At 64.4% G+C, this 18,492-nt stretch carries 21 protein-coding genes and 1 tRNA gene; 4 read left to right on the top strand and 18 right to left on the bottom strand.

Annotated features, from left to right (window positions below; genetic code table 11):
• Positions 1 to 123 precede the first annotated feature (123 nt).
• Positions 124 to 525, top strand: coding sequence for a helix-turn-helix domain-containing protein (locus BLV07_RS30355; protein ID WP_091893291.1), 402 nt, complete (start codon positions 124 to 126; stop codon positions 523 to 525).
• Positions 522 to 1,379: an IS3 family transposase gene (locus BLV07_RS30350; protein ID WP_091893289.1), complete on the top strand. Its 858-nt coding sequence runs from the start codon at positions 522 to 524 to the stop codon at positions 1,377 to 1,379. The genes BLV07_RS30355 and BLV07_RS30350 overlap by 4 nt, the downstream gene beginning before the upstream one ends.
• Positions 1,380 to 1,985: 606 nt before the next feature.
• On the opposite strand, the gene BLV07_RS30345 is transcribed toward BLV07_RS30350, so the two are convergent.
• The 7 genes from BLV07_RS30345 to BLV07_RS30315 all read right to left on the bottom strand — a co-directional run bounded on the left by BLV07_RS30345 (position 1,986) and on the right by BLV07_RS30315 (position 6,707).
• Positions 1,986 to 2,063 (bottom strand) — tRNA-Pro (locus tag BLV07_RS30345).
• Between the two features lie 113 nt (positions 2,064 to 2,176).
• Positions 2,177 to 2,755 (bottom strand): MerR family transcriptional regulator, encoded by a 579-nt coding sequence (locus BLV07_RS30340; RefSeq protein WP_091893287.1) that lies wholly within the window; start codon positions 2,753 to 2,755, stop codon positions 2,177 to 2,179.
• Between the two features lie 24 nt (positions 2,756 to 2,779).
• Entirely contained in the window at positions 2,780 to 3,121 is a 342-nt protein-coding gene (locus BLV07_RS30335; RefSeq protein ID WP_176945860.1) for an integration host factor subunit alpha, read from the bottom strand.
• Positions 3,122 to 3,252: 131 nt separating this feature from the next.
• A complete protein-coding gene (locus BLV07_RS30330) occupies positions 3,253 to 4,233 on the bottom strand; it encodes a beta-ketoacyl-ACP synthase III (RefSeq protein WP_091893285.1) in 981 nt (326 codons plus the stop codon).
• Positions 4,230 to 5,291, bottom strand: a complete 1,062-nt coding sequence (gene plsX, locus BLV07_RS30325; protein ID WP_091893283.1) for a phosphate acyltransferase PlsX — start codon at positions 5,289 to 5,291, stop codon at positions 4,230 to 4,232. The genes BLV07_RS30330 and plsX overlap by 4 nt, the downstream gene beginning before the upstream one ends.
• A 298-nt stretch (positions 5,292 to 5,589) precedes the next feature.
• Entirely contained in the window at positions 5,590 to 6,159 is a 570-nt protein-coding gene (locus tag BLV07_RS30320) for a YceD family protein (protein ID WP_091893281.1), read from the bottom strand.
• A complete protein-coding gene (locus BLV07_RS30315) occupies positions 6,156 to 6,707 on the bottom strand; it encodes a ubiquinol-cytochrome C chaperone family protein (protein WP_091893278.1) in 552 nt (183 codons plus the stop codon). Before BLV07_RS30315 ends, BLV07_RS30320 begins: the two co-directional genes overlap by 4 nt.
• A 98-nt stretch (positions 6,708 to 6,805) precedes the next feature.
• Here BLV07_RS30315 and BLV07_RS30310 point away from each other — a divergent pair, with 98 nt between their 5' ends.
• Positions 6,806 to 7,288, top strand: a complete 483-nt coding sequence (locus BLV07_RS30310; protein ID WP_164935048.1) for an outer membrane protein assembly factor BamE — start codon at positions 6,806 to 6,808, stop codon at positions 7,286 to 7,288.
• A 96-nt stretch (positions 7,289 to 7,384) separates the two neighbouring features.
• Positions 7,385 to 8,398: a Bug family tripartite tricarboxylate transporter substrate binding protein gene (locus tag BLV07_RS30305; protein ID WP_244551245.1), complete on the top strand. Its 1,014-nt coding sequence runs from the start codon at positions 7,385 to 7,387 to the stop codon at positions 8,396 to 8,398.
• A 191-nt stretch (positions 8,399 to 8,589) separates the two neighbouring features.
• Here BLV07_RS30305 and BLV07_RS30300 read toward each other — a convergent pair whose 3' ends face one another.
• The 11 genes from BLV07_RS30300 to ldtR all read right to left on the bottom strand — a co-directional run bounded on the left by BLV07_RS30300 (position 8,590) and on the right by ldtR (position 18,236).
• Positions 8,590 to 10,710 carry a sodium-translocating pyrophosphatase gene (locus BLV07_RS30300; RefSeq protein ID WP_091893275.1) on the bottom strand — a complete coding sequence of 707 codons (2,121 nt, stop codon included), beginning with the start codon at positions 10,708 to 10,710 and terminating at the stop codon, positions 8,590 to 8,592.
• Positions 10,711 to 10,960: 250 nt separating this feature from the next.
• Positions 10,961 to 11,959 carry a thiamine-phosphate kinase gene (gene thiL / locus BLV07_RS30295; protein WP_091893273.1) on the bottom strand — a complete coding sequence of 333 codons (999 nt, stop codon included), beginning with the start codon at positions 11,957 to 11,959 and terminating at the stop codon, positions 10,961 to 10,963.
• Between the two features lie 175 nt (positions 11,960 to 12,134).
• Positions 12,135 to 12,632, bottom strand: coding sequence for a transcription antitermination factor NusB (gene nusB / locus BLV07_RS30285; RefSeq protein WP_091893270.1), 498 nt, complete (start codon positions 12,630 to 12,632; stop codon positions 12,135 to 12,137).
• A 3-nt stretch (positions 12,633 to 12,635) separates the two neighbouring features.
• Positions 12,636 to 13,127 (bottom strand): 6,7-dimethyl-8-ribityllumazine synthase, encoded by a 492-nt coding sequence (gene ribH / locus BLV07_RS30280; RefSeq protein ID WP_091893268.1) that lies wholly within the window; start codon positions 13,125 to 13,127, stop codon positions 12,636 to 12,638.
• A gap of 89 nt (positions 13,128 to 13,216) precedes the next feature.
• Positions 13,217 to 13,825 (bottom strand): riboflavin synthase, encoded by a 609-nt coding sequence (locus BLV07_RS30275; RefSeq protein ID WP_091893265.1) that lies wholly within the window; start codon positions 13,823 to 13,825, stop codon positions 13,217 to 13,219.
• The gene (gene ribD, locus BLV07_RS30270) at positions 13,825 to 14,973 is read right to left on the bottom strand and encodes a bifunctional diaminohydroxyphosphoribosylaminopyrimidine deaminase/5-amino-6-(5-phosphoribosylamino)uracil reductase RibD (RefSeq protein WP_091893263.1); all 1,149 of its coding nucleotides are present in this window, start codon (positions 14,971 to 14,973) and stop codon (positions 13,825 to 13,827) included. The genes BLV07_RS30275 and ribD overlap by 1 nt, the downstream gene beginning before the upstream one ends.
• On the bottom strand, positions 14,970 to 15,452 hold the full coding sequence (gene nrdR, locus BLV07_RS30265; protein WP_011087793.1) for a transcriptional regulator NrdR: 483 nt from the start codon (positions 15,450 to 15,452) through the stop codon (positions 14,970 to 14,972). The genes ribD and nrdR overlap by 4 nt, the downstream gene beginning before the upstream one ends.
• 15 nt (positions 15,453 to 15,467) lie before the next feature.
• Positions 15,468 to 16,766 (bottom strand): serine hydroxymethyltransferase, encoded by a 1,299-nt coding sequence (glyA, locus tag BLV07_RS30260; protein ID WP_091893262.1) that lies wholly within the window; start codon positions 16,764 to 16,766, stop codon positions 15,468 to 15,470.
• Positions 16,767 to 17,032: 266 nt separating this feature from the next.
• A complete protein-coding gene (locus BLV07_RS30255) occupies positions 17,033 to 17,254 on the bottom strand; it encodes a hypothetical protein (RefSeq protein WP_091893260.1) in 222 nt (73 codons plus the stop codon).
• Between the two features lie 25 nt (positions 17,255 to 17,279).
• Entirely contained in the window at positions 17,280 to 17,516 is a 237-nt protein-coding gene (locus tag BLV07_RS30250) for a hypothetical protein (protein ID WP_091893370.1), read from the bottom strand.
• A 201-nt stretch (positions 17,517 to 17,717) separates the two neighbouring features.
• Positions 17,718 to 18,236, bottom strand: a complete 519-nt coding sequence (gene ldtR / locus BLV07_RS30245; RefSeq protein WP_091893258.1) for a transcriptional regulator LdtR — start codon at positions 18,234 to 18,236, stop codon at positions 17,718 to 17,720.
• Positions 18,237 to 18,492 lie beyond the last annotated feature (256 nt).

Genomic DNA, 18,492 nt, shown 5'->3' with positions numbered 1-18,492 from the left:
CGACCAGGAATTACGGTGACTGTGCGCTTATTGGATGGGCGCGTTTAGTCAGTTAAGTGCACTGGACTGCACCCCTGAATTGAGACACGATAATTACAGTGACAGGCATTTCGAGGATGACCTGTGGCAGGACGAGGAAAGAAGCGTCAGTTTCCGACGACTTACAAATTGAAGGCGATCAAGCGGGTTGAGCGGGGTGAAGGCGTCCTCCCTGTGGCCCGCGAGCTTGGGATCTCCCGCAAGATTCTCCATGACTGGATCAAAGCCTGGAACGCCGATGGGCCGGATGGCTTGAACCGGAAGCCCGGACCTAAGCCCGGCCCGCGCCAGCTCAAGCCGCTACCGACGTACGACGACAAGCGCTCCGCCCTTGCGCTCGCCAAGGCCCGCATTGCCGAGCTCGAACGGCTGGTGGGCCGCCAGCAGATGGACCTCGATTTTTTTCGGCAAGCCTTGCGCGCATTGGAGCGGCCGGCAGCGCAAGGCAAACCCGCATCCGCATCATCGAAGTCATCCAAGCGATGACGTCGCAGGCGACCGATTCTCATGCCGATGTGCAACACCTGTGTCGCCTCGCGGGCCTGCCGCGGGCGACGTATTATCGTCACCAGGCCAAACGCAGCCGCGAGGCGGCCGAGTGCGAGCTGCGCGACGTGATCCAGCGCATTTGCCTAAAGCACGTTTTCTACGGCTATCGGCGGGTAACAGTCGCCCTCAGGCGCCAAGGCGTGGTCGTAAACGCCAAGAAGGTTCAGCGGCTTATGCGCGAAGATAACCTGCTGGCGCAGCGCAAGACGCCGTTCCTGAAGCCGCCTACAGAACGGCCATCGGGCTTTCTTGTGGTCCCCAATCTGGTCCGTGGCCTGGTGCCGTCCGCACCCGACCAGATCTGGGTCGCCGACATCACCTACGTGCATCTCGCCAAAACCTTCGCCTACCTCGCCGTCATTCTCGACGCGTTCTCGCGCAAGGCTGTTGGCTGGGCTTTTGAGGACACGCTCGATGCCTCGCTTGCCATCGCCGCGCTGGAGAAAGCCATCGCGGCTCGGGGGCCGGCCCCCGGCAGCCTGATCCATCACTCCGACCGCGGCGTGCAATACGCGTCGATCGCCTATCGCCAGCGGCTTGCCGATCGCGACATCACCATCAGCATGAGCAGGCCAGGCAATCCCTTCGACAACGCCAAGGCTGAAAGCTTCATGAAAACGCTGAAGGCTGAACAGATCAACGGCAAAGCATTTGCTGACCTCAGCGACGCCCGCCGCCACATCAACAGCTTCATCGCGGAGGTCTACAACAAAGAGCGCCTGCACTCGGCGCTCGGATACCAGTCGCCCCTTGAGTTCGAAGCCGCCTTCGCGCAAAACAAAGCGCGGTAACGCATCGTGACAACCCCACTGTCACTGTAATTATCGTGTCTCACTTCAGGGGTGCAGTCCAGCACTGTCACCGTAATTCTGGCTCTCAATACTCAAGGGCGCGGATCACGCCGCGCCTTTAGAGAGGCGCCTGAACTTGAGCGACCGTCCTCACCAAATCGGAGGTTGGCACAACGATCACTCGCTTTTCAGAGAGAAAAGCCAAGTGATGCGACAAGAACATAATCACCTTTGCGTTGCGGAGTTAGTTGACGCTGACTTGGATTTCGCGCCACCCGAACTTGGCGAGCGTGCCGACGCTTCGCAAATGGCGCACTCCGAATTCAGCGCATCACCAACGTGGGATACGGAAGCCGGCTGTCGGAGATACTTTCCATCACGGCACCGCTGGCATGATAACATTATGCCCCTGTTTTGCCCGACGCGTCAAATCGATTCGGAAAAACGTTATTCTCCAGTGACATCGCTACTGTGCATGGGGTTGTTTTTCGACTTTTTGATGCACCGGCCGCCGAAGCGGCCAGCGCTTCTGGTCACACGCATCCGTCGGGCTGGGAGCGGCCCCACGCCAACGGTCAATTCACCCGATAGATGATTTGAAAAAAATGGTCGGAGCGAGAGGATTTGAACCTCCGACCCCTAGTCTCCCAGACTAGTGCGCTAACCGGGCTGCGCCACGCTCCGAATGCCGTTCCATTAGCTAGGATCGCCGCTTTGCGCAAGACGAGGCCGCAGCATTTTGGCGTATCCACCCACAGCCCCCCGGAACTCCCGCAAAGCCGGCGCAAAGCGGCCCCTCACCCGTCCTTCAGCGCCTGATCCAGCATTTCCCTGGCCGCGACGAGGTCGGCGAGCGCCCGGCCGAGCCGCTCCCTATCCAGGGCACTCGGGCCGGCCGGCGCGGCGGCGGCGCCGCCCTTACGGAAGGTGGTGAGGATGTCCTCGTCGTCGATCTCGGCGAAGCGGAAGTCGATGCCTTCCTCCTCGCTGCCCTGATAGTCGTCATCGTCGGTGTCGGTGACGCCCTTGATCGGCGCCTCATCCTCGGGCTCCATCAGGCTCGCGCCGATGGCGTCCTCGATGGCGCCGAACGAGACCGCGGCGGCGCTGTCGGCGAGGCCCTGCACCGATTTGACGCCGTGCTCCTTCAGGATCCGCTGCACCCCGCGGATGGTGTAGCCCTCCCCGTAGAGCAGGCGGCGGATGCCCTTGAGCAGGTCGACGTCGTCGGGCCGGTAATAGCGGCGGCCGCCGCTGCGCTTCATCGGCTTGATCTGGGAGAAACGGGTCTCCCAGAACCGCAGCACGTGCTGCGGAATGTCGAGTTCCTGCGCTACTTCGCTGATGGTTCGGAACGCATCCGGCGCCTTGTCCAAATGCCAATCCTTTCCGATAGGCGGTTACGCCTCGGGTTGAACCTTGCTGCCATCGCCGTTGGTGCGGTGCTGGGCATTGATCCGCTGCTTCAGGATCGCCGACGGCTTGAACACCATCACCCGGCGCGGCGAGATCGGCACCTCGGTGCCGGTCTTCGGGTTACGGCCGATACGCTGACCCTTCTTGCGCACCATGAACGAGCCGAACGAGGACAATTTCACCGTTTCGCCCTTCTCGAGGCAGTCGGTGATCTCCTTCAGCACGAGTTCCACGAAGGCGGACGACTCCGTGCGCGATAGCCCTACCTTCTGGTAGACGGCTTCGCACAGATCAACACGCGTTACGGTTTTGCTGGTCTCGGTCATCGCCCTGCCCCACATCACGGCGAACAATTGTTGTCTGAAATTAGGAGCTTACGATACGGCGGTCAACAGCGCTCATCAATGCAGCCGCATCGATAATCGCGCTGATTCCGACAAAATTTTATAGACTGTTGCTACCAGCGCACGAGGGCAGAGCCCCAGGTGAAGCCGCCGCCCATGGCTTCCAGCAGGACCAGGTCGCCCTTCTTGATGCGGCCGTCCTTGCGCGCCACCGCGAGCGCCAGAGGAATCGAGGCCGCCGAGGTGTTGCCGTGCCGGTCCACCGTCAGCACCACCTTCTCTGGGGCGATATGCAGCTTGTGGGCGGAGGCGTCGATGATTCGCTTGTTGGCCTGGTGCGGCACGAACCAGTCGATGCTGTCGGCGTTGAGCCCGGTCGCCTCGAAGGCGTCGACGATCACGTCGGTGATCATGCCGACCGCGTGCTTGAAGACCTCCCGCCCCTCCATGCGCAGATGGCCGACGGTCTGGGTCGAGGACGGCCCGCCGTCGACGAACAGTTTTGCCTTGTGGCGGCCGTCGGAGCGCAAGTGCGTGGTCACGAGACCGCGGTCGGTCGCGGCATTGCCCGGCTGCTCCTGCGCCTCCAGCACGACCGCGCCGGCGCCGTCGCCGAACAGCACGCAGGTGCCGCGGTCGTTCCAGTCGAGGATGCGCGAGAAGGTCTCCGCGCCGATCACCAGCGCGCGCTTATAGGCGCCGGTGCGCAGGAAATTGTCGGCGGTGGCGAGCGCGAACACGAAGCCGGAGCAGACCGCCTGGAGGTCGAACGCCGCGCCGTGGTTGATGCCGAGCCCGTGCTGCACGGCGACCGCGGTTGCTGGGAACGTATTGTCCGGCGTCGAGGTCGCCAGCACGATCAGCTCGATCGATTGCGCGTCAACGCCCGCATCGGTGAGCGCAGCCTGCGCTGCCCTCAGCGCCAGGTGCGAGGTGAACTCGCCCTCGGCCGCGATGTGCCGTTCACGGATGCCGGTCCGCTGTACGATCCACTCGTCGGAGGTGTCGATGCGCGCCGCCAATTGGGCGTTGGTCACCACCTGCTCCGGCAGATAAGAGCCGCAGCCGAGCACGACCGAACGGATTTTCGTCACGAAACAGCCTCCTGCGCGGCCTGCACGGAACTGAGTGCACCGCCCTCGCGGTTGAGCATCTGATTGATCTTGTTCAGAAGATCGTAGTGAGCCATCTCATAGCCAACATCGATCGCATAGGCAAAGCCTTCGGCGTTGGTTCCGCCGTGGCTCTTGACCACCACCCCGTTCAGCCCCAGCAGCACGCCGCCATTGGACTTGTTGGGGTCCATCTTGTCGCGCAGGGCCTGAAAAGCGCTGCGTGCGAAGAGATAGCCGAGCTTGGACAGCCAGCTCCGCTGCATCTCGTTGCGGAGTAATTCCGCCATCTGGCGCGCGGTTCCCTCGGCGGCCTTCAGCGCGATGTTGCCGCTAAAACCTTCGGTCACGATGACGTCGGCCAGCCCCTTGCCGATGCCGTCGCCCTCGACGAAGCCGATATAGTCGAGCTCGGGCAGGTTCCTCGCACGCAGGATCTCGCTAGCCTCGCGGATCTCCTCGTGCCCCTTGATCTCCTCGGCGCCGATATTGAGCAACCCGACCGTGGGCCGCGTTTTGTTGAACAGCACGCTCGCCTTGGCCGCGCCCATGACCGCCATCGACACCAGGTGGTGCGCATCGCCGCCAAGGGTGGCGCCGAGATCGAGCACGACGGACTCCCCGCGCCTGGTCGGCCATATCGCGGAGATGGCGGGGCGGTCGATGCCCGGCAGCGTGCGCAGGTGGAAACGCGCCATCGCCATCAGCGCGCCGGTATTGCCGGCGGAGATCGCGACATCCGCCTCACCCTTCTTCACGGCATCGATCGCGAGCCACATCGAGGAGGTCTTGCGGCCGCGCCGCAGCGCCTGGCTCGGCTTGTCCGAACCGCTGACGGCAACGTCGGTATGGATGATCTTCGAAGCGGCCTTCAGCGCGGGGTGCTTTTCGAGCTCAGGCTCGATCTTGGCGCGGTCGCCGACCAGCAGGAATTCGCTGTCGCGGTGCCTGCCCAGCGAGATGGCAGCACCGGGAATCACCACGGCGGGGCCGACATCGCCTCCCATGGCGTCCAGCGCGATGCGAACCTTGCTTGGCATGAAAGTCCTGGAAACCTGGTCTCGTGCGGTCTTGAGCTAGCGGGGCCGCAAAATGGGTTCGCCACGGACATGGCGACTGGCCAAGCGCCACGCCGCACCCGAACCGGGGCGCGACAATAGCGTTTTGTTACCCCGAAACAACCTCTTGCCCCCAGCCTTTTGCATTCAGGACGATCCGCGAGCGAACCGATGGATCGGCAGGAAATGCATTGAAATCAACCGGATATATCCGTTCTTCAAACCATCGCAGCAAACGGCTCGTGTCCCCCCCCCAAGCGGTCCCGCCGCAAATGCCGAGCTATTTGCCCTTTTTCCTGTCCTGAAGTGCCTTCAGGGCTGCGAATGGATGGTCCTCCGGATCGGGGCCGGTGACCTCCGCCTCGAACACGGCCCCCTCCTTGCGCGGATAGGGATCGATCGCCAGAAACAGCGCGTCAGTGGCGAGACGGCCGAGATCGACGATGCCATTGACGATCGCCTCCGGAGGGTCGGCGACATCAGGCGGCTCCTGATCGTCCTGCCCCTCCTCGATGAGGTCGGCCAGACGGCGCGCCTCAGCCTCGGGAGCGAACATCAGGTCCACCTCCTCCTCGATCTCGCTCTCGATCGGATCGAGCGTGACGACGCAGGTCTGGCCGATCCGGCCGCGGACCAGCCCGGTGACCTCGACCCGCCCGCCGCTTTTCGGCACGACATCGAAGCTGGCATGGGCGGACAGGATCTCCCGCACGCCCGCGATCGCGGCCATGGCCTGCCGCTCGGCCGCCGAGGCCTCGAGTTCGCGATGCAGGCCGGTGTCGGGGACCTGCGCCACGATCACGGGCGCCCGCCAGGGATCGGGCTGAGATCCGGTCGTCGGTCGGCTCATGGCGTGACATCCTTTGGGAGCGCCGGGGGAAACTTGAAGGACGCGCGCAAGAGCGCGGCCTCGTCGGTCCGGCCGAGATCGGCTTCCGTGGCCCGGGCATAGGCCGCGAGCCTCTGCGCCTGATCCATGCCGGTCCCATTCAAGATATTCTTGCAGATCGCTGATGCCAGCGCCTCGCCGGCGCTCTCGATGGCCTGGTCATAGGCCTGGACGCGGCCATAGAAGGCCTCGCCAAAAGCCCGCATCCGCTTCGGTACGGTCTGGTCGCCCACCCCCATCTCGCGCAGATTGTCGTCCATGTCCTCGCAGAAGCGGTCGAACAGCGCCTGCGACAGCTCGGTGGCGCCCTGGACGGTGCGCAGGCGGCGCAGCAGCAGCCAGAGATGCAGCAGCAACAGGTCGAAACGCCCGTTAACCGTATCCGGTACGCCCAAGTCACGGTAAAATATGGGTTCTCGCGCCTGCGTCACGATCATGCCATAGATGGCTTCAATGGTGCCCGGCGGGGTTAGCCGGGGTTTCCTGAAGTGATTGAACGGCCAAAGCATTGTGGTTTCCGCAAGCGGGCGCGCGCGTGTTGCATTCAGAGCCTCCGCCCGGTACTTCAGCGCCTCGCGCGACGCAAGGGGACGGAATCAGTTCCGCTATGACGATGACGAACCAGACCGGCCTGCGCGCCGACAAGCGCGGCCTTCATGCACGCTGGCGCGGCCTGCGCATGTTCGCGGCCGTGGCTCTGGTCGGCGCCGCCCTCGCCGGGTGCACCGGTGAGCAGTTCCAGAAGGGCTACATCCTGCCGCCCGGCGCGCTGGAGCAGATTCCGATCGGCGCGAGCCAGGATCAGGTGCTGATCGTGATGGGCACGCCCTCCACGGTCGCGACCCTCGATGGTGAAGTGTTCTACTACATCTCGCAGCGCTCCGAGCGCATGGTCGCCTTCATGAACCAGAAGGTGGTCGACCAGCGCGTGATCGCGATCTATTTCGACAAGAACCGCCGCGTGCGCCGGCTGGCGAATTACGGCCTCCAGGACGGCAAGATCTTCGACTTCATCAGCCGCACCACGGCGACGTCGGGCCAGGAGATGAGCTACCTCGCGCCGCTGTTCAAGCTGCTCAGCTTTAACTGAGCCGTCACCCTGCGGCGTCGTGCCGCCTCGTGCGGCTTGCCGTAGCGCGCCGGGTTCCATACGCTCCCTGCAAAATAAGAAGCAGGGAGTGGATTCGTGCCCAAGAAACTTCAGAACATTTCGTTGTCCCGCCGTCGCGTGCTCACCGGCGTTGCCGGTCTCTCGGCCGCAGCCATCCTGCCGCGATCGAGCCTGGCCGACTGGAAGCCGACCGAGAACGTCCGCCTCATCGTGCCGGCGGCGGCCGGCGGCTCCACCGACGTCATGGGCCGGCTGCTCGCCGCGCAGCTGCAAACCGCCTGGGGCCAAACGGCAGTCGTGGAAAACCGCTCCGGCGGCGGAGGCACGATCGGCACGGCCGAGGTGGTCCGCGCCAAGCCTGATGGTCACACCATCCTGGTCGGCAATCCCGGGCCGAACGCGATCGCCTACAGCATCTTCAAGAACCTCACCTACAAGCCGGACCAGCTTCAGCCGGTCTCCAACATGATCCGGATCCCGAACATCGTGTCGGCGCATCCGAAGACCGGCATCAAATCGATCGCCGAGCTGATCGCGTACTTGAAGGCCAATCCGGACAAGCTCAGCTACGCCTCCTCCGGCGTCGGCCAGAGCCCGCATCTCACCGGCGCCTGGTTTCTCCAGCTCACCGGGCTGAAGATGACCCACATCCCGTTCCGCGGCGCCGGCCCCGCGCTCCAGGCCGCGCTCGCCGGCGACATCCAGATCCTGTTCGACAATCTCTATCCGAGCCTGCCGCAGGTGCAGAACGGCACGCTCAACGGCCTCTGCGTCACCACGACCGAGCGCAGCGAGCTCGCACCGAACCTGCCGACCATGCGCGAGAGCGCGCCGGAATTGGCGAACTTCGACGTATCCTCGTGGTTCTCCGTGTTCCTGCCGAAGGGGGTCTCACCCGAGGTGCTCAACGCGCTCAATCTTCAGGTCAAGGCGATGCTGGAGCGCGACGACATCAAGAAGCAGATCGCCGCCATGGGCGCCCGCGCCGACTACGGCACGCCGCAGCAATTCGCCGCCTTCGTGGACGCCGAGACGAAGAAGTTCGCCGGCATCATCCAGAAGGAAGGGCTGCAGATGGACGTGCAGTAGGCGTTCGCGAACACCGCTGTCATTCCCCGCGAAGGCGGGGAATCCAGTACGCCGCCGCCTATCCGTATCCCACGATGGCCTCTGGAATACTAGATCGCCCGCCTGCGCGGGCGATGACAGCGAGATTGAGGTGAAAAACAAAAACCCCGCGGCTCGCGCCGCGGGGTTTTGTCTTGTGTCGCCGCCGCCGCTCAATGCGCCAAGATCGCCAGCAGCAGCAAGGCCACGATGTTGGTAATCTTGATCATCGGGTTCACTGCGGGGCCGGCCGTGTCCTTGTAGGGATCGCCGACGGTGTCGCCGGTCACGGCGGATTTGTGGGCATCACTGCCCTTGCCGCCGAAATGGCCGTCCTCGATGTACTTCTTGGCGTTGTCCCAGGCGCCGCCGCCCGAGGTCATGGAGATCGCGACGAACAGGCCGGTCACGATCACGCCGAGCAGCATCGCGCCGACCGCCGAGAATGCCGCCGACTTGCCGGCCACCCCGCCGCCCGCGATCGCGTAGATCAGGAAGTAGACGACGATCGGCGACAGCACCGGCAGCAGCGAGGGGATGATCATCTCCTTGATCGCCGCGCGGGTCAGCAGGTCGACCGCCTTGCCGTAATCAGGCTTGTCGGTGCCCTGCATGATGCCCGGCTTCTCGCGGAACTGACGGCGGACCTCCTCGACGATCGCGCCGGCTGCACGGCCGACGGCGGTCATGCCCAGCGCGCCGAACAGATACGGCAAGAGGCCGCCGAACAGCAGGCCCACCACCACATAGGGGTTGTTGAGCGAGAAGTCCGGATTGACGCCGGCGAAGTAGGCGTGTTTCGCGGAGTCCGCAACGAAGAACTTGAGGTCCTGGTTGTAGGCCGCGAACAGCACCAGGGCACCGAGACCGGCCGAGCCGATCGCGTAGCCCTTGGTCACCGCCTTGGTAGTGTTGCCGACCGCGTCGAGCGCGTCGGTCGACTTGCGCACCTCCTTGGGCAGTCCCGCCATCTCGGCAATGCCGCCGGCATTGTCGGTGACCGGGCCGAAGGCGTCGAGCGCGACGATCATGCCGGCCAGCGCCAGCATGGTCGCGGTCGCGATCGCGATGCCGAACAGCCCGGCGAGGCTGTAAGTGACCAGGATGCCGGCGATGATGACGAGCGCGGGCAGCGCGGTCGCTTCCATCGAGACGGCGAGGCCCTGGATCACGTTGGTGCCGTGGCCGGTGACTGAGGCCTGCGCAATCGACTTCACCGGGCGATAGTCGGTGCCGGTGTAGTATTCGGTGATCCAGATGATCAGCGCCGTGACGACGAGACCGACCACGCCGCATTCGAACAGCGCCATGCCGGTGAAGTCGACGCCCTCGAGCTTGCCGAAGCCGATCAGGTAGTAGATCACCAGCGCGATGCCGATTAGCGACAGGATGCCGGTCGCGATCAGGCCCTTGTAGAGCGCGCCCATGATCGACTGGCTCGGCCCGAGCTTGACGAAGAAGGTGCCGACGATCGAGGTGATGATGCAGATGCCGCCGATCGCGAGCGGCAGCGTCATCATGTTGGCGAGGATCGGCGTCTTGGCGAAGAAGATCGCCGCGAGCACCATGGTGGCCACCGCGGTCACCGCATAGGTCTCGAACAGGTCCGCGGCCATGCCGGCGCAGTCGCCGACATTGTCGCCGACGTTGTCGGCGATGGTGGCGGGGTTGCGCGGATCGTCCTCGGGGATGCCGGCCTCGACCTTGCCGACGAGGTCGCCGCCGACGTCCGCACCCTTGGTGAAGATACCGCCGCCAAGACGGGCGAAGATCGAGATCAGCGAGGCGCCGAAGCCGAGCGCCACCATGGCGTCGACCACGGTGCGGCTGTCAGGCGCGAGCTTCAGCGAATGGACCAGGAAGCCGAAATAGAGGGTGACGCCGAGCAGCGCGAGACCGGCGACCAGAAGGCCGGTGATGGCGCCCGCCTTGAAAGCGAGCTCGAGGCCGCCGGCGAGCGAGGTCGTCGCGGCCTGGGCGGTGCGCACATTGGCGCGGACCGAGACGTTCATGCCGATGAAGCCGGCCGCCCCCGATAGGACGGCGCCGATGGCAAAACCGATCGCGACATAGACCCCGAGGAAATAGGCAAGCAGCAAGAAGATGACGATGCCGACGAGACCGATCGTGGTGTACTGGCGCCGCAGATACGCCTGTGCGCCTTCGCGCACCGCTCCTGCGATCTCCTGCATGCGCGGCGTCCCCGCATCCGCGCCCAACACCGAAGACGTCGCCCAAATCGCGTAGACGACGGAAAGCACTCCGCAGAGCACTATCAACCATAATGCTGTCATGTGATTTTTTGCCTCAGATCCTTGATGTACCCCCGGCGCCTTTTGTTGTCCGTCGTGCGGTGCGGCGCCTTGATTTTGAACAAAGCCGCCCCTTGCCCGAAGGGGCGGCCCCAGTCGGTCGCGAGCTTGCCAAAATCAAATTAAGGGTGCAACGCCGGATAAGCCCGAAACGGCCGATCTCGGCAGGTATTTGGGCCAGTCCGGAGAACTAACCAGTCCGGAGAACTAAGATGCCGGTTTGGAGCAATTCCTAGAAGTGGCTGTACGACAGCCGCTTCAAGGTCAGTTCCTGGCCCTGCCCGTCCAGGAAGCGCGGTGGCGCCCCGCCCTCGATGATCGTGCCAATGGCGGTGACGGCAAGGCCTGCCGTCCGTCCGGCTGCGATCAACGCATCGCTTTGTGCTGGCGGGACGGTGCACAGCACCTCGTAATCGTCGCCGCCCGCCAGCAGCGTCTCGACGCAAACAGCGTTGCGCGCGATCAGGCTTGCGGCCGCAGCCGACAGCGGCACGTTCGCCACCTCGACCGTGGCCGAGACGCCCGATGCCGCACAGAGCTTTGTCAGATCGCCGGCGAGCCCGTCGGAGACGTCCATCGCAGCGGTCGCATGATCACGCACGGCCTGCGCCAGCGCGTTGCGCGGCTGCGGCACGCGATAGCGCGAGACCAGAAAATCCCGTGCAGCGGGATCGGATGTCAGCGCGCCCGCCGCAGCGCCGCCCGTGAGCACGTCGAGGCCGAGCGCAGCATCGCCGATCGTGCCCGTCACCAGGATGCGATCACCCGGCCGTGCGCCGGTACGGCCGACCATCCGTCCCTGCGGCACGCGGCCGAAGGCAGTGATGGAGACCATCTGCGGTCCTGGGGTCGACACCGTGTCGCCGCCGAGCAGCGGGCACGCGAAACTCTTGGCGTCCTCGCCGAGCGCATCCGCAAACGGCCTGAGCCAGGCATCCTCCTTGCTGCGCAATGCCAGCGTCAGCACGAAGCCAGCCGGGACCGCTCCTTTGGCCGCGAGGTCGGACAGGTTCACCCGCAGCGCCTTGCGCGCGATGGCGTCAGGCGGATCGGTGACAAGATAGTGCACGCCCTCCACCACCGCGTCGGTGGTGACGACGATGTCCTCGCCCACCGATCTCAGGATAGCGGCATCATCGACCAGTCCGAACGCGCCGGCATCGGTCGCCAGCGGCTTGAAATAGCGCGCGATGAGGGTGTCTTCGCCGGAGGGATTTTGCGTATCTGCCATCGGCGTTAGCCTCGAACACAAGTGTCATCGCCCGGCTTGACCGGGCGATCCAGTATTCCAGAGACGGTCGTGAAAAATCGACGGGCCGCGGCGTACTGGATGCCCCGCCTTCGCGGGGCATGACAGCGGAGAATGGGGCAGCCGCATTGCATCACTTCACCGCCCTGGCGTCGTTCTATCCCCGCCCGAACTCGTCACCGCGAAACTGGCGGCCAATCTGGTCGAGCACCGCGTTGACCATACCAGTCTCCTCGCGATCGACGAAGGCATTGGCGACGTCGACATATTCGGAGATCACCACGCGCCCCGGCACATCCTTGCGGTGCTCCAATTCGTAGGCTCCTGCGCGCAGCACCGCGCGCAGGATCGCCTCGATCCGCTTCAAGGGCCAGCCCTTCGACAGCGCCTCATCGATCAGCGGATCGAGCTTCTTCTGGTCGCGAACGACGCCGGAGACGACATCGCGGAAGAAGGCGGCCTCTGCCGGCAGGTATGTGTCGCCCTCGACCTCGTTGCCGAGCCAATGGCTCTCGAACTCGGCAAAAATGTCGTTGATGCCGGCTCCCGCGATGTCCATCTGGTAGAGCGCCTGCACGGCGGCAAGCCGCGCCGCGCCGCGGCGGTTCGCCTTCTTCTCCGGAGCGCCCGCCGGCTTTTTGTTGTTGTCGGCCATGACTCAGGCCCGTGCCAGGCGGCGTTTGATGCGCAGCATCGCAAGCGCTGCACGTGCGGCATCGCCGCCCTTGTTAAGCTCGCTGGCGCGTGCCCGCGCCCAGGCCTGCGCCTCGGTGTTGACAGTGAGGATGCCGTTGCCAAGCGGCAGCTTTCGCGCCACCGCAAGGTCCATCAGCGCGCGCGAGGATTCCTGCGAGACGATCTCGAAATGGATGGTGTCGCCGCGGATCACGCAGCCGAGCGCAATCACCGCATCATAGGGCCTGCCGTTCGCCGCAGCCGCGTCGATCGCGATGGCAACTGCTGCCGGAATCTCCAGCGCGCCGGGAACCGTGATGACGTCATGGGTCAGACCGGCCGCCTTCAGCTCGGCGACTGCGCCGTCCAGAAGCGCGTCCTGGAGATCGTCATAGAACCGCGCCTCGACAATCAGCGCGCGTGCGCCGGAGATGTCGGTCTGGTCCTTCAGGGGTGCGCGCCGCGCGTCTGCCATCGTTCAATCCGTTCTACAGTGGTCGGCGCGTTATGTAGTCGCCGCAGGCGGGTAAGCCAAGTTTTAAACCGTCGTTCCGGCTGCGCCGGTCACTTCATTTCCGTCAGCCGCGCCGCGTAGCGGGCCATCAGATCGACCTCGATATTGACCTCGTGCCCCGCCTTCCAGCCGCCGATCGTCGTCACCGTCAGCGTGTGCGGGATGATCAGCACCGAGAAAGTCACGTCTTTCACCGTATTGACGGTCAGCGAGACGCCGTCGAGCGTGATCGAGCCCTTGGTGGCGATGAAGCGTGCCAGCTCGCGCGTCGTCGAGAGCTCGAACCGCGCCATGTCGGGCAGGTCCTCGCGGCTGAGAAGCGTTGCGATGCCGTCGGCATGGCCGGCGACGATGTGGCCGCCGAGCTCGTCACCGATCTTGAGCGCCCGCTCGAGGTTGAGCTTTGTTCCGACCTTCCAGTGTTTTGCGGTCGTCAGCGCCAGCGTCTCGGCGGCGGCATCGACGTCGAACCAGGTCTTATTCCCCTCAATGCCGGAGGCGACCACGGTGAGGCAGACGCCGTTGCAGGCGATCGAGGCGCCATCGGCGATGGTGGTCTGATCATAACGACAGGCGATGCGCAGGCGGTGCAGCTGCCCCTGTGCCGTCGGCGTGAAGCTGACGACCTCGCCGATATCGGTGACAATGCCAGTGAACATTACGAGCGCTCGTAAACGGTGAGAGTATCCCTGTCGAATGTCTCGCTAGCATGAACCTTGTAGGCCTGCGACTGCGTGATTTTCGACAGGGGCAATGCATCGAGCGCATCGACGCCGCCGGCGCCCACCTCTTCCGCGCCGCGAAACAGCCAGATTTCGTCGACGAGGTCGGCCGCGACGAAGGACGCCGCAACGCGGCTGCCGCCCTCGACCATCAGCCGTGTGATGCCTTTCTCGGCCAGCGCATGCAACACGGCCGTAAGATTGAGCCCTGATGCACCGACCGCCGGCACGCGCAACATTTGCGCACCGGCCGCGCCGAGCCGCGTTGCGGCCGCGGCTTCGGCGAGTTCAGAGCTCACCACCCACAGCGGCGTCTCGCGCGCGGTGCGGACGAGCTTGCCTGCGCCGGGAATCCGCAGGCTCTGATCGAGCACGACCCGCACCGGCGAGCGCGTCGCCATGCCCGGCAGGCGGCAGGTGAGAAGCGGATCATCTGCCAACACCGTGCCGATGCCGACCAGGATGGCATCGCTCTGCGCACGCAAGAGATGCACGCGATTGCGCACCGCCTCGCCGGTGATCGCAACCGGCTTGCCGCCGGCCGCGCCGATCTTGCCGTCGGGCGAGACCGCGAGCTTCAGGATCACGTGCGGACGCTTGTCCCGGGTGCGGCGGAAATGGCCGGCGTGATCGAACGCGGCTTCCGCAGCGCATAGACCCACATCCACGACGATGCCGGCTGCCCGCAAACGCGCATGGCCCTGGCCGGCAACTTCCGGGTTGGGATCCTCGATCGCGGCGACCACCCGCTTGATGCCGGCGGCGATCACCGCATCGGCGCAAGGCGGCGACTTGCCGAAATGCGAGCATGGCTCCAGCGTGACGTAGAGCGTGGCGCCGCGCGCCGCCTCGCCGGCCCGCAGCAAGGCCTCGGGCTCGCCATGCGGCCGCCCTCCGGGCTGCGTCCAGCCGCGGCCGACGATCACCCCATCCTTGACGATGACCGCACCGACGGCCGGGTTCGGCCAGGTGCGACCCTGCCCGCGGCGCCCAAGCGCCAGCGCCAGCTGCATGAAGCGGAGATCGGCATCCTTGGCCTCACGGGCCTTCTGCGCGAACTGATCCTCCAATATGCGGAAGATCATTTGCGGATCGCGGCGAGCCGCGCTTCCTCCTCACCGGAGAGCTCGCCGAGCACGTCGGCGAAATCCTTGGCCTCGCGGAAATTGCGGTAAACGGAGGCGAAGCGCACATAGGCGACGTCGTCGAGCGTGCGCAGATGCTCCATCACGGTCTCGCCGATCACCTCGGACGAAATCTCGGCCTCGCCGCCGGTCTCGAGCTCGCGCACGATGGTGGAGACCATCTTCTCCACCCGCTCCGGCTCAACCTGCCGCTTGCGGAGTGAGATCTGCACCGAGCGCATCAGCTTGTCGCGGTCGAACGGCACGCGGCGGCCGTTGCGCTTGATCACCGTGAGCTCGCGCAGCTGCACGCGCTCGAAGGTGGTGAAGCGGAAATTGCAGGCGACGCATACGCGCCGCCTGCGGATGACAGAAGAGTCCTCGGTCGGACGCGAGTCCTTTACCTGCGTATCGAGACTGTTGCAGTTCGGGCAGCGCATCCGTTTACCCAAGCCTTATTGGTAGATCGGGAACCGGTCGGTGAGCGCCTTGACCCGTTCCTTGATCGCAGACTCCACGAGCGGCGCCTTGCCGTCGTCGGATTGCGCGATCGCGTTGAGGACCTCGGCAATCATGCCGCCGACCTGCTGGAATTCGGCAACACCGAAGCCGCGGGTGGTCGCGGCCGGAGTGCCGAGACGGAGACCCGAGGTGACGAAGGGCTTTTCGGGGTCGAACGGAATGCCGTTCTTGTTGCAGGTGATAGCGGCGCGGACCAGCGCTTTCTCCGAGACGTTGCCCTTCAGGCCCTTCGGCCTGAGGTCGACGAGCATCAGATGGTTATCGGTACCGCCCGAGACAATATCGAACCCGTGGCTCTTCATCGCCTCGGCCAATGCCTTGGCGTTCTCGACGACGTTCTTGGCATAGACCTTGAAGTCCGGACGCAGCGCCTCGCCGAAGGCAACCGCCTTCGCCGCGATCACGTGCATCAGGGGGCCGCCCTGGAGGCCCGGGAAAATCGCCCCGTTGAGCTTCTTGGTCAGCGTCTCGTCATTCCACAGCATCAGGCCGCCGCGCGGACCGCGCAGCGACTTGTGCGTCGTGGTGGTGGTGACGTGGGCATACGGCACCGGCGAAGCGTGCACGCCGCCGGCGACGAGGCCGGCGAAGTGCGCCATGTCGACCAAGAGATAGGCGCCGACGCTGTCCGCGATCTCGCGGAAACGCTTGAAGTCCCAGGCGCGCGAATAGGCGGAGCCGCCCGCGACGATCAGCTTCGGCTTGACCTCTTCGGCCAGCTTGGCGACCGCGTCCATGTCGATGATCTGGTCCTCGCGGCGCACGGTGTAGTGCGCGGCCTTGAACCACTTGCCGCTCATGTTGACGGGCGAGCCGTGGGTGAGATGGCCGCCGGCCGCAAGATCGAGACCCATGAAGGTGTCGCCGGGCTGGAGCAGCGCCAGAAACACCGCCTGATTCATCTGGCTGCCGGAGTTCGGCTGCACGTTGGCGAAGTTCGCGCCGAACAGCTTCTTGGCGCGATCGATCGCAAGGTTCTCGGCGACGTCGACCCACTCACAACCGCCGTAGTAACGCGCGCCCGGATAACCTTCCGCATATTTGTTGGTCATCACCGAACCCTGCGCTTCCAGCACGGCCCGGCTGACGATGTTCTCGGAGGCGATCAGCTCGACCTCATGGCGTTGCCGGCCGAGTTCGCCCTTGATGGCGGCGGCAATGTCCGGGTCGGCCTGCTCGAGCGAGGCGGTGAAAAACGAATCGGGCGCGGAGGCGGTTTTGGCTGAGGTCATCTTGCGAATATCTCCACCGCCGCAGCCTTTTGGCGGGCTACGGGCGGGTCTGGTGTGGCGGTCGGAAGCACGCGCGATCTACCACATCGCCCGCCCACGGCCAAGTATTTGCGGGTCGGACCTGAGATTTATGCAAGATATGGTGGGGATTTGAGGTTTTCGGCGCTGAAGCGGTTTCATAGAACCGCTCCTCTGCGACTGTCCGGACTAGGACCGCTTTGGGCCTCACCTCGCGCCAACGGCCGCCGGCCCCAGCCGATGGCGATTCATAGCCCGGTATAGCCCGCCTTCACCGGGTCCACGCTGCCGTCGAGCTGCCGGAGATAGGTCAGGCCGCAGACCGTCAACCGGTGGGTGTCCTTCTCGCCGGCCTCCATCAACGTATTGAGATAGTTGGTGACCTTGGCCCGTGCCTCCTCGCTCGCCGCTGCGGTGCGGTTGGCGAGCAGGTCATAGGTCTGCATGATGCGGTCGATGGCGGCTTCCATGGCACCCTCTGGTTGGGAGTTTTGATCAGGCAACCGCGCGGGCCTCGGACTGCGTCTCGAACCGGGCGATCGCCTTGTTGGCGAGCCTGATCTTGTTGAATTCGCCCTGCTGGAGCAGCTTGACGATGATCCTGAGCAGGCGCTCGTCGGTGACGAGGGAATCGGGAATCGCGCCGGAGCGGCGAAGGTAATTCGCGGCAATGGCGTAGGCCTCGCTCACGAGTTCCACGTTCATCGCCTGAGGCCCGCGCTCGACCAGCATCGACATTCTCCGATCCGACGGAGATAAGCGCCGAGCCCGGAACTGGTTCCTCACCTGCGAGGTTTTTTTCGCAGGTGCAAAAAATACAAAACGCCCCGGTCCGGACGGAATCCGGGCCGGCGCGCTTGGGGAAGTCTTAGGGCACGTTCGGGAGGCTTGCCGGTCTTGTTGAGGGCCGGCTTGGCCTTGATCCCTTGGAACTCAGAGCCGGTACAGGATCTGGTCGGTCCAGAACCGCTCGAGACGGTGCAGCGACTTGTTGAGGGTCGAGAACTCCTCGCCGGAGATGCCGCCGACCTGCTCAACCGTCTTGACGTGCTTCTGATATAGCGCATCGACGATGCGGCGGACTTCGTGGCCTTGCGGGGTCAGGCGGATGCGCACCGAGCGGCGATCAACGCGCGAGCGCTGATGATCGAGGAAGCCGAGCTCGACGAGCTTCTTCAGATTGTAGGAGACGTTGGAGCCGAGATAGTAACCGCGCGTGCGCAGCTCGCCCGCGGTCAGCTCCTTGTCGCCGATGTTGTAGAGCAGGAGCGCCTGAACCGAGTTGATGTCCGCGCGGCCGCGGCGATCGAATTCATCCTTGATCACGTCGAGGAGCCGGCGATGCAGCCGCTCCACCAGAGTCAAAGCTTCCAGATAGAGCGACTGCACCGAACCCTGCTGGCCGGAGACGCGCTCTGCGGTATCTGCCGCAGTTGCGACGGCTTTCATCATGACACTTCCCCTGTTGTCGTTTTTATCGACACTTATTCGACGAAACTTGTGTCCCGTCTGATAGGTGCAACTTAAGGGGCTCGTTTGAAGATCGGCTTAAATAAGAGAATAAAGAGATCATGAATTTAAGACAGTGAATTGCGGATTAAGCCTGTAGCAAAAGGACTTTTCGCAACCCTCTGTTGACCCTCGCAAGGTCCTGTTCACCCTCCGTCCGCCCCTATTGTCGCATTCCAGTACAGCCCCGCCCCGTTTC

Origin of the sequence: Bradyrhizobium sp. Rc2d (assembly GCF_900099855.1) — a bacterium.
In the GTDB taxonomy this organism is placed as follows: Bacteria; Pseudomonadota; Alphaproteobacteria; order Rhizobiales; family Xanthobacteraceae; genus Bradyrhizobium.
This window is presented reverse-complemented; position numbering and strand designations above follow the sequence as displayed.